The sequence below is a fragment of the Paenibacillus sp. FSL F4-0097 genome (assembly GCF_038593125.1).
Classification (GTDB): domain Bacteria; phylum Bacillota; class Bacilli; order Paenibacillales; family Paenibacillaceae; genus Paenibacillus_AQ; species Paenibacillus_AQ odorifer.
In genome coordinates, this window is the sequence record NZ_CP151965.1 from 3680721 (window position 1) to 3697313 (window position 16593).

The following is a 16593-nucleotide window of genomic DNA, read 5'->3' on the forward strand; positions in this document are numbered from 1 at the left end:
CTGCTAAGAATACATTCTCTAGGACCTGCGCTTTTTCTTCTGGGTCTTCAGCATCTCCGGTCTTCGCTTCATGATTGATAACGGTGCACGGACGAACAAATCCTTCCAGTCACTTAACCGGAAAGGGGAAATAGGAGTGACGTAAGGAACTCCAAAGCTTGAAAGCCGAGTCAGATGACTGCAAATAAGCAGGAAGAAAAGGATGGTTCCGAACATGCCCAGGACCGCCGCAAATAACATGCCTGCGAATCGTAAGATCCGGAGAGTAATCCCCGCACTGTACATCGGTATGGAAAACGAAGAGATCGCTGTCACGGCTACAACAATTACCAGAAACGGACTCACAATACCAGCCTGTACCGCGGCATCTCCAATGATCAGACCTCCGACAATCCCCATTGCCGGACCTATGGGCTTCGGCAGCCGGATTCCAGCTTCACGCAAGATTTCAATGGAAATTTCCAGAATCAACACTTCAATTAATGCAGGAAAGGGTACACCTTGGCGTGTTTCGATAATGGAGATCGCCAGTTGTGTAGGAATCAGTCCCGGATGAAAGGAGATAAAGGAAATATACAGCGCCGGAGCCAACAGAGCCAGAAATGATGCGCAAAACCGGAGTATCCGCAAAAGTGTACCCGGAATCCAGCGCTCATAATAATCCTCAGGAGACTGCAAAAGCATACTGAACGTCACTGGAACAACGAGTGCAAACGGTGTGCCATCCAGCAAAATAGCGACTCTTCCCTCTAACAAGGAAGCAATTACCCGATCGGGTCTTTCCGTATTCTGTGTCTGCTGAAACGGGCTTAAATAATCATCCTCGATCAACTGTTCCACATAGCCGGATTCCAGAATAAAGTCCATATCAATTTTGGAGATACGTTCCTTCACTTCCTGGAGCAGATCAGGATTTACAATGTTTTTCATATAAGCGATAACCAGGTTCTTCTTGATTTCGCTGCCTACTTCAACCATTTTCATTTCCAGATTCTTATTAAGCCCTTGGCGCCGCAGCATAGAGGTATTCTCACTGAGCACCTCGGTAAAGCCAATCCGAGGCCCCCGCAGCAAAGCCTCTGAGGTCGGCTCAGTAATCGAGCGCACTGCTCCATGCGGAGAACCCACCAGCAACATCTCACACATGCCTTCGACAATCAGCGCAGTGTATCCGAATAGGACAAACTCCTGCAGCTGGTCTAAATCCTTGGCTTCACTGAGCTGAGCTAGCGGGAGCATATTCTGTTTCAAGTAGTTGTATATTCCTTCTGAAGCTTGCGTTTCGCCGGCAAACATCAAATTCTGCAGCACCTGCTGATTGATCAGTTCTTCGTGCTGCATCCCCTCTACATAGACTAATGCGGCACGTGCCTGAATACCTTTAACTGAGAATTCACGAAAATGTACATCACTGTTCTCCCCCAATGCCGTTTTTATCGCTGTCAGATCGGCATCATAGTCCTGAGTAAAAGCAGTAGACACAGGAGGCTGCGGATTTACTTCCCGATTGTCATTCTTCTTCAGTTCCGCATCCTGTGATTTGGCCTCTGTTTCCTTAGAGCGTCCGCTTCCAACATAAAAATACAAATGCCTGTAAAGATAAAAAATCCCTACGGGAAAGAGCAGCGTAATCGCCGCCTGCATAAAAATTGTCCAGTCCGGAATATAAGAGACTATTTTAGGCCACATCGCAATCATCCTCTATAGGAATCTGTTAGTACTATTCTCCTTCCACCCTATTCTTATGCAACATTTGAAACTTAAGGAAAGTTCATATATCACCATGGATCCGGACATAACAAAACGCCCGCTTATGCGGGCGTCTGCAATTTAGAGTATTTTCGGTGTTTACTGCTCAAGGTTAATTAGGTTGCTGCCACTGCTTTAAAACTTCAATCAGACCCGGGACATCTAATCCATCCAAGGAAAAAGCTTTGCGCAGCAGCTCATGCGGGATGAACTCATCGTATTTTCCGAGGTAGGGCGCTTCATCTGGTGATAACAATGATAATGGATCTGTGGCAGCCATACTTTCGGCAATGATCTCTGCTTCCAGCGTTTCTGCATCAGTTTTACCCGCAACAACCATATAATAAGGTTCCATCGGAACGATAGAACGCAGTCCCAGAGGGCTCTTCAGATTGTTCTTCAGAAGGCGCTCCAGCGTGCGGAATTGTCGACTGCCCGCCCAGGGCAGAATGAACATAGAATCTCCACCCGCCGGCATAACGGATCGCACAAGCATTCCGCTTTCCTTCGCTAAACGACGAGCTCGTTCGAGCCGCGCAGCCGCACTCGGAGCTAAATACGGATACAATGAAGTGGCTCCTAAGATTTCACGGATCTTGTTCATGATGCGTGTATGTACATCCCCACCCGCACCAAGCCACAACGTATCTACTTTGCCGCGTGAGGTTTTCACATAAACGGCTTTATGGCGATTATCCACCTCTTCTACCTTCCAAAGCTTACCTGCTAGAGTAAAACAGTAGCCTGGTGGTGGAACCGTTGTGATCGATCCGATTTCCTCAGTTCCGTTATAGACCACATGCTCTTCATCATCTTTGAAGACCGCGTAGAAGCGGAAGTTATTCACGATCTTCTCTCCCGCCATCCCGATGATCAAGCTGCCTTCGTCCATCTTCTCAATTTGTCCCATGCCTAACATATAGGTCATGAAAATATCATAATCAGTAGGATCTATGGTTTTAAACGAAGGCAAACTCAGAACCGCTTCTTTTAAATCATCCGGTTCGGCCTCACCCATACTTTTCAAAATGCTCATCGTCTGATGGTATAGCAGTCCAACTGGCAGCTGACGCACGACCAGGGGTTCAACCCATTTCTCGCGCACATATAGCTCAATAACCGCTATCGCTCGAAGCAGTGTCCACGGCATCCGCGCCGGAAGCTGAGCTTCCTCGTCCTCTTCCTCGGGCGTGACAAAGATCATCTCGGATGCAGCGTCTCCACGCCTGCCCGAGCGGCCTAACCGCTGCACAAAGCTAGCACAGCTATAGGGAGCGCCGACCTGTAGCACTCGCTCCAGCTCGCCCAGATCAATGCCCAGCTCCAGCGTCAACGTCGCTGCGGCAACAGCCGGTCCGGTGCCTTGCCGCAGCGCGGCTTCCGTCTCTTCACGCAGCATCGCGGAGATGCTGCCGTGGTGAACGTGAAACACATCCCGTTCACCACGCTTCGCGGCCGTTCTCCGCATCTCTAGGGTCGCCGTCTCCGCATCTGAGCGGCTGTTGGTGAAGATCAACGCCTTCTTCAGATGCGTATGATCATAAATAAAATCGTAATAAGACTGCTTCGCACGTTCTAAATGCTCCGCCTGCACCTCATCCCGTGCATCCGGGAAAGAGAAATGCTCCACACTTAACCTGAGCTTACGCCCGCCTTGTGGAGCGGACACTTCAACGCTCTCCCGTGTGCCTGCCGCTAGCCACTCCGTGACAGAAGCGTAGTCGCTCAGCGTAGCAGATAGACCGATTCTGCGAGGATGGCATCCCGCCATTCGTGAAATTCTCGCCAGCTGGCTTAACACCTGGATCCCCCGGTCAGCTCCCATAAAGGCATGCACCTCGTCAATGACAATAAAACGTAGATCATGGAACAACGCTGGAATAGCATTCGGGCGGTTCATCAACAATCCTTCAAGCGATTCAGGGGTGATTTGCAGCACGCCTGAAGGATTCTGCACCAGTTTTGTTTTATCAGCTTGTGGTACATCTCCATGCCAGTGCCACACCGGAATGTTGCCTTCGCGAAGCAAATCATTCAAACGTGTAAATTGATCGTTGATCAAAGCTTTCAAAGGGGCGATATACAAAATGCCAACCGAACCGGAAGGACGTTCATACAGCTCAGTAAGCGCAGGGAAAAAAGCTGCCTCTGTCTTACCTGAAGCGGTACCTGAGGCAATCAGCAGATGATGCGGGGTATCAAAAAGCACACGGCAGGCATCCACCTGTGCCTCACGCAAAGTCTCCCAGCGGTTCTTATAAATAAACTCTTTAATGAAGGGTGCCAGCCTATAGAACGGATTATCACTCATAATTCAAACTCCGCTAAGAACCCATCCAGTTCATTTTGCTCGGTCTCAGCTGGCTTAGCTGTTTTTTCGCCCACTAGCTGTTCAAAAGTAATCTCCGGATGCTGGTGGAGCGTATGCAGCAGATCCATGAAATCACGAACTACCTCCCGTGGAGTCAAGAGTTCCTCAGCCCCTAATCTTCCAACCGCTTCCTCCATAAAATGAACCAATTGTTCCTGTGATAAACGCGCTTCATAACCATAATGTAGGGCGTGAATCCCTTTAAGCTTTTGCAGCAGTACCAGAATTTCCTCGTGTGATAACATGTCCAGTGCAATGATAGGTCCAGTATAATTGTTCAGACCCGCCGCCCCGTACCGGCCTGCAACCAATCTCGATCGCAGTGCCTCATAACTAAATAATCCGCGCCGTCCATCTTCCACAAATTGCGGTGTTCCCCCTATAAAAATCCCAAGGTTCTCTGCCTTCCCCTGCATCGTATCATTGAACATGGTAAGCAGCTTTTCATAGTTGCTCTGGCGGGAAATACTGTTCGTAATTTTATAGAGATTGACACCTTCATCAATAAACAGCAGCAGACCTTTATAGCCAATAGCCGCGGTAAATTCCGCCCAAAGCTTCATATAGTCATACCAATTATCATCATCAATAATCACGCCAACTCCAAGCGCTTTGCGGGCTTCTGTCCGAGTTGCAAATTCTCCACGCAACCAGCGAAGCGAATCCTGTTTCTGGTCATCATCAGCCAGCTTGTGTGCATTCCAATAAGAGGCGAGTACTTTGGCAAAATCAAAACCATGCACCAAACCACGCATTTCAGAGGCTACAGCGTAAATTCGCTTCTCTACTTCTTCACCAAGCTGAGGGTGATCAGGTCCATATTCCTTCTCCTGCATCACGGACTGCTGTAGCGTAATAATCCATTTCTGCAGGATGATCTCCAACGCTCCACCATCTGGACGTGTGCGGGTCGATAAATGGCTCATTAACTCCCGGTAAGTCGCTAGGCCTTGTCCTTTGGTTCCCACTAATCTGCGCTCAGGGGAGAGGTCAGCATCTGCTACTACAAAATCACGATCCATCGCGTAATTACGGATCATCTGAAGCAGAAAGCTTTTGCCGCTGCCGAATTTGCCTGTAATCAGCTTAAAAGCTGCCCCACCCTCTGCAATGTTCTCCATATCTCTTAATATGGCTTCAATCTCCGGCCGGCGGCCAACGGCTATATGCTCTAGTCCGATACGCGGAACAACACCAGCCGTCAACGAATTGACTAGCGCAGTTGTCATTCGTTTAGGTATTTTTAATTCACTCATCCAAAGTTCACCTCATTAAATATTGCGCAGCATAGAGATATATTCCTCAACAATATCTTCACCCTCAATGATCAGATCACCGAGAATATCCATTGCGATTTCATTAATCTCATCAATTAAAAGCTCTGACATCGTGCCATTGGCAGCAGCCAGCTTCAGCATAGATTGACTTCCATCCTCATCCAAAAGAGCAAACAGTGCTTCCCGTTGTAGTGGACTTAAAGCATTGGCAAACTGTTCTGCCTCCGACCCTATGTTAACCACTTGAGCTTCTTCCATCACATCTACAGGCAACAATTCTTCCTTGCTGTCTTTTATTGGACCGATTTCATCGATAGTTACATCGATCTCGCTATCCTCGTAATCTTCCTGCTCGTCCATATTCTCAACCGTAAGCATCGTCCGTACAATTTCAGAATCACTTTGCAGGCGTTCTAGCTTCTCCGGATCTATGACGACTGCCGGCCCCTTGTCTTCCTGCGTCTCTTTAAGGTACTCACGCTTTAGAAAACGAGTGATCAAATCGTCCATATCGGCATCCACATTAACACCTTTAAGTCGTCCGCGGTAGCCCATCAGTTCCCGTAGTTTATTCTCAGTCAGACGAAATAGCCTGGTAATCAGACTGCGAAGTGGTGGAGATTTACTAATACGTACAACCGGTATAAGAACAGAATAGCCATATAATGAAATGTCATATACGGCACTTCGGAATAAATAACGCTCCCGCATCACCGCTGGTCCAGGTGGAAACATTTCAACTAGATTGGAGCCGTGTTTTCGGGTGACATAAGCATTGATTAACGCCACGACCTGCGGAATGTATTGTTCAAGAGCTTCTTTGCCTTCTCCGATGTAGAACTTGGATTTACTAATATCATAGTCCGACATTGCCGTTAATACTGCAAAGGTTAGTTGCTCAGGCGCTGCGGTCAAGCCTCTCATTAATTCAAGTTCCGCCAGATCTCCTGCAAGACCACGTGAACGAGCCACAATGATAGAAAGCGGGACATCCAAGTGATGTACAAAAGAGAAGTCCGCGATCCAGCCGCCAAGATATTGATCCAAGCGTTTATAACTTTCCCGGTAAGCTTCCCACATCTGATTTAGCTGCCTATAGCCATCATAAGGATCAGTCCACCCCACGCCATTAATAAGCTCATATACATGCAGAAAAATATAAGAAAGATCTGTTTTCAGATATCTGCCTTGTCTAACTTCATTCCGCCAATAAAAATACCATCTGCTTTGCGTGCCTGTCATATGGCCATATGTAGGCCAGTAACTCTTAAAAGGAACAAATAGCGCTGAATCCTCAGTTTTATCAACCAATTCCTTCGCTCTTGTTACGAACTGCCCTTCGGTGGTAGTCACAGGCTCCGGCGTTTCCATCTCTGTATCCCAAAGCTGCAGCTGTAATGAAGGTTCAGGGGTGGAATTTGTTTTGCCATTATTCTTAGAAGATGACTTAGGCAGCGCAGGTTCAGGGGAATTTCGCGGCGGAATCGGTACATTTTGTTCCGTACTTTCCCAGACTAATTCTGTGAAATGCGGCTGCTTCCTATCATTACTCATGTGCGATCGCTCCGTCCTTATAACTAAGGATTAATGTAAAAAAACGGTCCTGTTCACAACTGTGAAGGAACCGTTTTGTTCTTACGTAATAGTAGTGGTCGTCCATACAGGACGACAACATCGTTTCTTCTTGATATTTTAGCACTGTTGATAGATTAACATCAAGTATGTAATGCAGAATCACACTTTAGAGAAGCTCGGTACCCTTTGTTTCTTTGCCAAGGAACAATACCGCTAATGCACCGATAATAATTGTTACAAAAAATAACATAAAGATCGAGCCAATCGCCATAGATTTACCTACTAGAACCCCTACCAGCAAAGGTGCGATAATGCCCCCAATCCGGCCAAAGGACGTTGCTAAACCAGCACCTGTGGAACGAATAGCCGTTGGGTACAGCTCTGGCGTATAAGCGTACATGCCACCCCAAGCGCCAAGATTGAAGAAGGATAAACAAATTCCGGCAGCCATCAGCATACCTTCAGTAGTCGCATTTCCGAACCATGCAGCGCTAACCGCAGTGAACAGCATATAGATGACTAGGACAAATTTACGTCCGAACTTTTCAATAAAGTAAGCGGCAGTAAAATACCCAGGCAGCTGAGCGAGCGTCATAATAAGCACATACTCGAAGCTTTTGACCAAGCTGAAGCCTTTAAGTACCATAACTGTAGGCAGCCATAGAAACATGCCATAATACGAGAACACCACCGTAAACCATAAAATCCACAACATAATTGTAGAACGGCGATATTCTGGCGACCATACGGTAGCGATTCGTTTCTTTAAGGAAACGGGTGCCTTTTTAATCTCAGCAAATTTCGGTGAATCATCAATCGCCCGTCTTAGATATAAAGCGTAGAGTGCAGGTACAGCCCCAATTCCGAAAGCTATACGCCAGCCATAATCAGGGATAATGAAGAACGCGATTAATGCAGATGCAATCCAACCGACTGCCCAAAAGCTCTCCAAAAGCACAACCGCACGGCCTCTCTCCTGAGCAGGCATGCTCTCTGAGACCAAGGTAGAAGCGACAGGCAGCTCTCCGCCAAGGCCAAACCCAGCAATAAAACGAAGCACACAGAGGATCGCAAAGCCTGTTGCAAATGCAGATAATCCGCTTGCCGCCGAGAAAATAAGGAGTGTCCACAGCAATACCGGTTTACGACCAAAGCGGTCTGCTAATATTCCTGCCGCTGCAGCACCTACTGCCATACCGACGGAATTAATACTAGTCAATATACCGATCTGCTCCGGTCCCAGATTCCAATCCTTAGCTAAAGCTGCTACAACAAAAGAAATCATTCCGACGTCCATCGCATCGAACATCCAGCTCAAGCCAGCGCTGAAGAGTAATTTCCTTTGTTTCGGATTCCGCAGCAGTGTCATTTGATTCACTTCGAAGCCCCCTTATTTCAACCTGCTAACTAATAAAACTTACTTTTGATTGTTTCACTTATACATTTTAAAATTGAAGTGCTCAAAAATCAAGAAATAAAGCAGCATTAAAGTATTGCCTAGCCAGCGATTGAAAATAACAGGTCTGCACAGAAATTGTGGCGATAAGCAGCATATTACGAACGGATTCTCTCTGCGCTCTCGACAAATGTGTCAGCCGGTTAATTACACGATCTATAGAGCTTTTTAACGAGGTATCTTCTTTCCAAGAGAACTCCTTGTGCAACACTTGATCTACTTTACATTGCGTCTGAATCGATGGATTGCTTTTGATCTCCTCAAAAAGCCCTGCATATGCGTAATACAGCTTGGCCGGTTCAATTAGATCATCATCATCGCGATCCGGCTTTAGGAACATTAGCTGGAACAATTGGCGAATACTTTCAAAGTTAAGGGCTGATTTGAGATCATCAATAATAAACAAAAGCGCCGCCTGATTAACCGAATATTTCTTTCCTTCTTTAGGCGAACCGAGATATTCCTTGAAGTCGCGCTTGACCCAATTTTGCATAGCTGTGACGGTCAATGTGGAATACTCTATAAGATGGCCCAATGAAGCAATTTCACCAAGTGAAAAGCCTTTTACATGGCCGCCTTTAATGATCTTTTGTAATATGGGTGGAACATTGGTTGATAAAAAAGCGGGTAACGAAGTCCCCTTTTGTAATTCTTCACGGTGAAACTTTGCCCATGCCTCTTGGAGGATATTCAGCGGTTTCCGGTCTGACAATCCGGTCAATGAGAGCAGTAGACTGGACATCTCCACACGAGTCAATGCAAATGATTCCATATCTGTTTCCCTCCACCATTTGATATTTTACTGAAAAGTTCGTAGAATAGTTCATAAGAACTCATAATAATGAGTATAACCTATTTTAGGAACGAAAGGGATGGTAAAGATTATATGGGTATAGGACTTAGTTTGACGTTGGTGGTTATTTTGATTATTTTAACCGCTTTTTTTGTAGCAACAGAATTTGCATTGGTGAGACTTAGAGGTAGCCAGATCAGTCAAATGGTGCTTGACGGAAAGAAGAATGCCTTAGCAGTACAGAAGGTATCCGCTAATCTCGATGGCTATTTATCCGCTTGTCAGCTCGGGATTACAATCACTGCGCTGGGTATTGGTGCACTGGCAGAACCTGCATTCGAACAGTTATTGCTTCCGATTTTCGACTGGGCCAATATCAGTTCTAGTGTGAGTCACCCTCTTGCGTTTTTACTCGCATTCATCATTGCAACATTCTTACACGTTGTTGTCGGAGAACTTGCTCCGAAGACGGCAGCTATAAACATTCCGGAAAAAATCGGTCAAATTACTTCACCGCTGATTATTTGGTTCTACAGAATTTTGTACCCTCTCATTTGGTTCATGAACGGTTCCGCTAATATGCTTGTTCGTCTTTTCGGGATGAAACCAGCTAGTGAGCATGGAGACGCGCATAGTGAAGATGAGATTCGTTTGATCTTGTCCGAGAGTTACGAAAGCGGGAAAATCAATAAAGCCGAATATGGCTATGTTAACCGAATCTTTACTTTTGATGAGATGCTCGCCAAAGAAATCATGGTTCCGCGAACCGATATGGTATGTCTTTTTACCAATCATTCGTTGAAAGAAAATTTCGAAATTATCCGCAAGGAGCAATATACTCGTTTCCCTGTGGCACAAGGCAGCAAGGATAATATTATCGGGATGATCAATACAAAACAGCTCTATTTGCAGTATGATAACAATCCTGATTTTGATTTCCAAAGTTTGATTCAACCCGTCCTGACAGTATCTGAGGTTACACCAGTCAAGAATCTTCTAACTCGTATGCAGTTGGAACGTGTGCATATTGCCTTGCTGCTTGATGAATATGGTGGAACATCCGGTCTCATCACGATTGAAGATATTTTGGAAGAAATCGTTGGTGAAATCCGTGACGAGTTTGACGGTGATGAACGCAGAGAAGTCGAAAAAATAAGCGATACTAACTATCTGTTCGATGGTAAAGTATCTCTGTTAGAGGTCAAGGAACTTACAGGGCTTGATTTCGAAGATGAAGAAGTGACTACAGTTGGAGGTTGGGTATATAGTCATATTACAGATCCAGCCATTGGCAAAAGTATTGTTCGTGACCATGTAACATTGACCATCCGCGAGATGAACAGATACCGTGTCCGCAAGGTTGAAGTTGTTATCGAACAATCAAGCAACACTGAATCATCATAAATTACGAAATCATAACCTTTATTCATAAAAAAAAGGATAGAGTCATCAGATTAAATCTGATCCTCTATCCTTTTTTCTTTTGGGAGAATTTTGCTCATATAATATTCGTCCACCCACTCACCATCGATAATAAGAGATTTCCGCTTCGTCCCTTCGATTTCAAACCCGTTCTTGATATATAGCGCCAAAGCAGCTTGATTATGGGTCATGACGGATAACTCAAGACGAACAATCCCATTGTTCATAGCCCAGATGTCCATCTCACGGAACAGGCCAGCTCCAATCCCATTCCCCTGATATTGTTTCTGAATCCCAATCACTATGTACGCGCTATGTCTATTGCGTCTAACACTTCCACCTCTAACAGACAAGTAACCTGCCAAATGATTGTCAACCTCTGCCCCTATAAGAATTGAAGTTTTCCCTGCCAGAAAGCTTTCGAGCATTTCTTTGACCTGACAAAGACTAGCTTGTCTTTCATCCGGTTCCAATAACATAAATTTGGACTCCTGGTCTAACTGATGCTGAAGTCGAAGCAATTCACCTGCATCCTCCGGCACCAGCTCTCTAAGTGTGACCATCATATCATCACTTCCAATCGTAAATAACTATAAATACTTCTTGAACAACTTGCTGGAGCTGCCATCATAACCTAGATGCTCGTAAAAACGATGCGCTTCTTCTCTCTTTGCAGCACTTGATAACATAATCTTAAGGGCTCCCTTGAAGATTGCTACATTCTCGGCATGTCTCATTAGCATTGCGCCATACCCTTTTCCTCGTACTTTTTCAGCCACAATAACTCTTTCTATAACAGCAAAGGGCCTATCGTCACACAAAGCATCCATACAAAAATGAAGATGTAACGACCCGACAATTATTCCTTGTTCTTCGTACACATAAAGAAAACTATCCGGATGATCTGCTATCTGCTTCAGTCGCTCAGGGGATACATGAATAGCTGGATGCTCAGGTAGCAAAATCCGGTATAGTTCTTCAATATTGATAGCGTCTTTGGGCACAGCTTCTCTTATCATTCGTCTACTCCCTTCTATATAACGCTTAACAACGACAGACCATAATCACATTTCCATCGGGATCTTTAAAATTAAACCAATGATCATGTTCGATATCCGTCAGAATCTCTCCTCCGTTGGCCTTTACATAATCATAAGCAGCATCAATGTCCTCGGTGTTTAGATGAAACGAAGGGATGTTTAGAACAGATTCAGCGGTGTAAATCTTACTGTCCAAAACGATGCCCGGTCCCTGCATAGGGACTACATATAAATGGCCGAATAATACCTCTCCATCTAGTGGCAGTCCAAGCAATTGGCAATACCATTGTTTAGATTTCTCAATATCCTTTACCGGAATAAAAACAGCACCAATCTGATTCAGAATCGGACTTATCATCATTAAGAAAGCCTCCTCTTTAAAGTTGACGGATAGGGTGTTATTCTAGAATAATTCGATAAAATATGTCAATTACCTCCCTCCATTTAGGGAAGGGCTGGTAAGTTGTGTTATAATTCTGTGAGCATTACTCCAATATCACGTACGTCAGGAGAATTACATTGGCTAACCTGAACTTCGGTGGTTTTAAAATGACCCCGCCCAAAGTTTTATCACTAGGATTCTTAATCCTTATCACTGCCGGGACTTTTCTGCTTAGTCTCCCGGTCTCCTCAACATCCGGACAAATATCCTTTATCGATGCCTTGTTTATGGCGACTTCAGCCACATGTGTTACAGGTCTTGCAGTCATTGATACGGGAACTCAGCTAACTACCTTCGGACAAGTTGTTCTACTCATTTTATTTCAAATCGGAGGATTAGGCTTTGTAACGATGGCTACTTTGATTACCTTGGTCCTTAATAAACGGATATCCTTGAAAGAGCGAATCCTTTTGCAAGAATCTATGAACCAAAATTCGATGCAGGGAATTGTACTCTTAATCCGTAGAGTCCTGATCTATTCTCTTGTTATTCAGCTGTCGGGTGCCGTGTTGTTTGCTGGAAGGTTTATGATGGATATGCCCTTTGGGAAAGCAGCATATTATGGGATTTTTCATAGTATATCTATCTTTAATAATGCAGGCTTTGATCTCTTCGGTGATATTCATGGACCCTTTAGCGGACTTACTCGTTTTGTAAATGATCCCATTGTTAACTTCACCTCAATGAGCCTCATATTTCTTGGAGGGATTGGTTTTATCGTTCTGTCTGATCTTATGGACTTTCCTAAACGCAGAAGACTCACTCTTCATTCAAAGGTTGTTCTTTGGACTTCTCTTATATTGATTATTATTGGTGCGGGGCTGTTTTTCTTACTGGAGTATAATTCTACGCTGAAGCCCTTGAGTGCAAGCGGAAAGTTTTGGGCGACCTTTTTACAAGCGGTAACTCCGCGATCTGGTGGTGTCACCACCATTGAAGTTCCACTTTTACGGCAATCCACACAATTTCTGATGATTCTATTGATGTTTATCGGAGCTGCACCTGGGTCGACGGGTGGAGGAATTAAGATCACTACATTCGCCGTACTGGTTACTGCGGTAGCTGCACGATTACGGGGGAAAGAAGATATTGTAATGTTTCGCCACCGGATCGCTAAAGAAAATGTATATAGAGCCCTTACCATCACATTAATGTCTCTCATGCTGCTTGTCATCGCTACGATGTTATTATCCTTGACCGAGAGCGCTGAATTTCTAACTGTACTTTTTGAAGCTGTATCTGCTTTTGGAACCTCAGGCTTATCTATGGGCCTTACTCCGGAACTGACTACGGCAGGAAAGGTTCTAGTGATTATCCTGATGTTTATGGGCCGGACCGGACCACTTACACTTGCTTATGCTTTGAAACCAAAAGGTAGTAAAGAACTGTATCGTTACCCAGAAGGTAAGATAACGATTGGATAGTCATGATATGGCCAGCGGCTACCAGATAATGCCGCTGGCGTCATATCAATAATAGTATTATTCTTCCACGATTTCTTGTTGATCAAGTGCCGCATCCAGCAACTGATTGTACACATCATCGTCATTCTCCAGCAATGCATCCGTTTCTAAGAACTGTTCCTCGCTCCCAGGCTCACCCGCAAAGCTTAGACTGTAATCCCATTCCGTTCCTCTTGTACTGAAGAAAGTAATTTCATATGGAGCCTTATGATTTTCGAGAGTGAATACAGTCCTCCCTACATAACTTTTATCTTCTTTACGGCTCATTTCAGCACTTACGATCTCTAAATTCATCCACTTATCTTCCTTCCTATCATCAAATCAGCTACCCTTTCAGTATATCATTGAAATGATTGTAATTCCTTCTCTTTGCTCTGTAAATTCCACGTAATTGACTTTTTTCATCCGGCGGTTAATAATTTAGTACAATGCTTGTAAAGTACTAAACTATTAGTAAATGGAGGAAATTACAATGACTGATTTTCAGGCTAAGCTTAGTAAATATGCAGATTTAGCTGTACAAATAGGTGTTAATGTTCAACCCGGGCAAATTCTAGTGGTGAATGCACCGATTCTTGCCGCTGATTTCGTACGTCTAATTACCGCTAAGGCATATGCCATCGGAGCAAGTTTAGTTAAGGTGAACTGGAGTGATGCGAGCATTACACGCCAACAGTTTGAACACGCTGCGCCAGAGGTATTCACTCAGCCTCCTACTTGGTACGCAGGTGAAATGACTGAATTCGCCGAAAAAGGTGCGGCTATCCTTAACGTGATCGCTGAAGATCCTGATGCACTTAAAGGTATTGATCCAGTACGTATCTCCAATTTTCAAAAAGTACGTGGAGCTGCCCTCACCAAATATCGTGAAATGCAAATGTCCGACAAAGTTAGCTGGAGTATTGTAGCTGTTCCTTGTCAAGCTTGGGCGGATAAAGTGTTCCCTGAGGTTCCAGCCGAAGAACGTGTAGATAAACTCTGGGAAGCCATTTTCCACACCGTGCGTCTTGACCGTGAAGATCCAGTAGCTGCATGGCAGGAGCATCTCGACACCTTAGAACAAAAAGCAAATGTACTCAATGCAAAAAAATATAAAAAGCTGCATTACATAGCACCTGGCACTGACCTTAGCATCGAGCTTCCTGAAGGCCATATCTGGGCACAAGGAGACAGCATTAATGCAAAAGGTCATTCTTTTGTAGCCAATATGCCTACCGAAGAAGTCTTCACTGCACCACTAAAAACTGGTGTTAATGGCACTGTAAGAAGCACAAAGCCACTTAGTCATGGCGGCAACATCATCGATGGCTTCTCTATTAGCTTTGAGAACGGCCGTATTGTAAGTGTTACTGCTGAGCAAGGTCAAGAAGCGCTAGAGCACCTCATTAGTATGGATGAAGGAGCGAAATACTTAGGGGAAGTTGCCTTGGTTCCTCATAAATCCCCTATTTCTGAATCCAACATTCTTTATTACAACACATTGTTTGACGAAAATGCTTCTAATCACCTTGCTATAGGTATGGCTTATGCCTTCTGTTTAGAAGGCGGTAAAGACATGAATCCAGAGCAGTTAATTGAGCATGGCCTCAACAATAGTGTAACCCATGTGGATTTCATGATCGGGTCAGCTGAGATGAACATTTACGGGATAACTGCTGATGGAACTGAAGAACCTGTCTTCCTGAATGGAAACTGGGCGTTCTAATTTAAGCACACAAGAGATACAGGATATTGGGAGGAATAGAAACTATGTTGGATTTCAAGCAAAAGCTGGAGAATTACGCATTGCTGGCCGTGAAGATTGGCGTTAATATTCAACCGGGTCAGACACTCGTTGTGAATGCAGATATTGTATCCGCAGAGCTTGTGCGACTTGTGGTTCGTAAAGCCTATGAAGCCGGCGCGAGACTTGTAAAGGTGAATTATAGTGATGAAGTTGTATTACGTACACGATATGATCTTGCTCCATCCGATTCCTTCCTGGAGCCGCCGCAGTGGCAAGCCGATGAATTAGAGGATCTTGCTAAAAAGGGAGCGGCATTTCTAACCATTATCTCTGCTGACCCGGATCTTTTAAAAGGCGTTGAACCTGGAAGAATTGCCGATAATCAGCGTATCTCTGGGCAGACCCTAGCGCCATATCGTGAGTACTTAATGGGAAATCATGCGAGCTGGAGCGGTCTTGCCTTCCCATCAGCCTCTTGGGCTGCAAAAGTGTTCCCTGACGCTCCATCCGAGCAGCAGGTTGAACTGTTATGGGATGCCATCTTTAAAGCCACACGTGCGGATCAGGACGATCCTATTGAAGCATGGAGCCGCCATTTAGATGGACTCAAAACTCGTTGCGCTTCCTTGAATGAAAGTAAGTTTCGCAAGCTGCACTATACAGCACCTGGTACAGATTTAACTATTGAGTTGCCAGAAGGACACATCTGGTGTCAGGCAGGAGCTGTGAACGGTAAGGGCGTCCCTTTCTTAGCCAATATTCCTACGGAAGAAGTGTTTACTGCCCCTTTGAAGTCTGGTATTAATGGTAAAGTGAGCAGCACTAAGCCACTTAGCTACGGCGGCAATCTAATCAATAACTTCACGCTGACCTTTGAGAACGGTAAAGTGATTGATTTTACTGCTGAAGAAGGCGCTGAAACTTTGGCATCACTAATCGCGCTGGATGAAGGCTCTTCCTATCTTGGCGAAGTTGCTTTGGTACCTTTCCACTCTCCGATTTCTGAGAGCGGTATTCTTTATTACACTACGTTGTATGATGAGAATGCCTCCTGTCATTTGGCTTTAGGTGCAGCTTATGCCTTCACAATTCAAGAAGGAATTACGATGACTAAGGAACAGCTGTTGGAAAAAGGAATGAATCAAAGCCATACCCATGTTGACTTTATGATGGGCTCTCCTGAAATGAATATTGACGGAATTAACGATGATGGAACAACAGTACCTATCTTCCGTAATGGGGATTGGGCTTAAGGCTTAAACAACACCCGTTAGATCCT

General features: G+C 44.9%; 14 protein-coding genes. 4 read left to right on the top strand and 10 right to left on the bottom strand.

The window, feature by feature from the left end:
• Positions 1-18: 18 nt before the first annotated feature.
• The 6 genes from MHH86_RS16440 to MHH86_RS16465 form a co-directional block, all read right to left on the bottom strand.
• The gene (locus MHH86_RS16440; protein WP_036677387.1) at positions 19-1689 is read right to left on the bottom strand and encodes a spore germination protein; all 1671 of its coding nucleotides are present in this window, start codon (positions 1687-1689) and stop codon (positions 19-21) included.
• Positions 1690-1861: 172 nt separating this feature from the next.
• Positions 1862-4060, bottom strand: coding sequence for a DEAD/DEAH box helicase (locus MHH86_RS16445; protein WP_076126645.1), 2199 nt, complete (start codon positions 4058-4060; stop codon positions 1862-1864).
• Positions 4057-5376, bottom strand: coding sequence for an ATP-binding protein (locus MHH86_RS16450; RefSeq protein ID WP_036676916.1), 1320 nt, complete (start codon positions 5374-5376; stop codon positions 4057-4059). Before MHH86_RS16450 ends, MHH86_RS16445 begins: the two co-directional genes overlap by 4 nt.
• A 15-nt stretch (positions 5377-5391) precedes the next feature.
• Positions 5392-6951, bottom strand: a complete 1560-nt coding sequence (locus MHH86_RS16455; protein WP_076296604.1) for a TerB N-terminal domain-containing protein — start codon at positions 6949-6951, stop codon at positions 5392-5394.
• A 187-nt stretch (positions 6952-7138) separates the two neighbouring features.
• Positions 7139-8350, bottom strand: a complete 1212-nt coding sequence (locus MHH86_RS16460; RefSeq protein ID WP_094900681.1) for an MFS transporter — start codon at positions 8348-8350, stop codon at positions 7139-7141.
• An 82-nt stretch (positions 8351-8432) separates the two neighbouring features.
• Positions 8433-9200, bottom strand: a complete 768-nt coding sequence (locus MHH86_RS16465; RefSeq protein WP_036676915.1) for a DUF1836 domain-containing protein — start codon at positions 9198-9200, stop codon at positions 8433-8435.
• Positions 9201-9314: 114 nt separating this feature from the next.
• On the opposite strand from MHH86_RS16465, the gene MHH86_RS16470 reads away from it, so the two are divergent.
• Positions 9315-10625 (top strand): hemolysin family protein, encoded by a 1311-nt coding sequence (locus MHH86_RS16470; RefSeq protein WP_076296603.1) that lies wholly within the window; start codon positions 9315-9317, stop codon positions 10623-10625.
• A 50-nt stretch (positions 10626-10675) separates the two neighbouring features.
• Here MHH86_RS16470 and MHH86_RS16475 read toward each other — a convergent pair whose 3' ends face one another.
• From MHH86_RS16475 to MHH86_RS16485, 3 genes are read right to left on the bottom strand one after another with little or no spacing between them, the layout of a single operon-like run.
• Positions 10676-11209 (bottom strand): GNAT family N-acetyltransferase, encoded by a 534-nt coding sequence (locus MHH86_RS16475; protein WP_076296602.1) that lies wholly within the window; start codon positions 11207-11209, stop codon positions 10676-10678.
• A gap of 24 nt (positions 11210-11233) precedes the next feature.
• Positions 11234-11662, bottom strand: a complete 429-nt coding sequence (locus tag MHH86_RS16480; protein WP_076106756.1) for a GNAT family N-acetyltransferase — start codon at positions 11660-11662, stop codon at positions 11234-11236.
• Between the two features lie 25 nt (positions 11663-11687).
• Complete coding sequence (locus MHH86_RS16485; RefSeq protein WP_036677380.1) at positions 11688-12041, bottom strand: VOC family protein; 354 nt, start codon at positions 12039-12041, stop codon at positions 11688-11690.
• A gap of 191 nt (positions 12042-12232) precedes the next feature.
• On the opposite strand from MHH86_RS16485, the gene MHH86_RS16490 reads away from it, so the two are divergent.
• Positions 12233-13549: a TrkH family potassium uptake protein gene (locus tag MHH86_RS16490; protein WP_036677378.1), complete on the top strand. Its 1317-nt coding sequence runs from the start codon at positions 12233-12235 to the stop codon at positions 13547-13549.
• 57 nt (positions 13550-13606) lie between these two features.
• Here MHH86_RS16490 and MHH86_RS16495 read toward each other — a convergent pair whose 3' ends face one another.
• Positions 13607-13882 (bottom strand): hypothetical protein, encoded by a 276-nt coding sequence (locus tag MHH86_RS16495; RefSeq protein ID WP_038571400.1) that lies wholly within the window; start codon positions 13880-13882, stop codon positions 13607-13609.
• A gap of 178 nt (positions 13883-14060) precedes the next feature.
• Here MHH86_RS16495 and MHH86_RS16500 point away from each other — a divergent pair, with 178 nt between their 5' ends.
• Both MHH86_RS16500 and MHH86_RS16505 read left to right on the top strand, forming a co-directional pair.
• Positions 14061-15293, top strand: a complete 1233-nt coding sequence (locus MHH86_RS16500; RefSeq protein WP_038571402.1) for an aminopeptidase — start codon at positions 14061-14063, stop codon at positions 15291-15293.
• A gap of 44 nt (positions 15294-15337) precedes the next feature.
• Positions 15338-16567 carry an aminopeptidase gene (locus MHH86_RS16505; protein WP_076099098.1) on the top strand — a complete coding sequence of 410 codons (1230 nt, stop codon included), beginning with the start codon at positions 15338-15340 and terminating at the stop codon, positions 16565-16567.
• Positions 16568-16593: the final 26 nt, after the last annotated feature.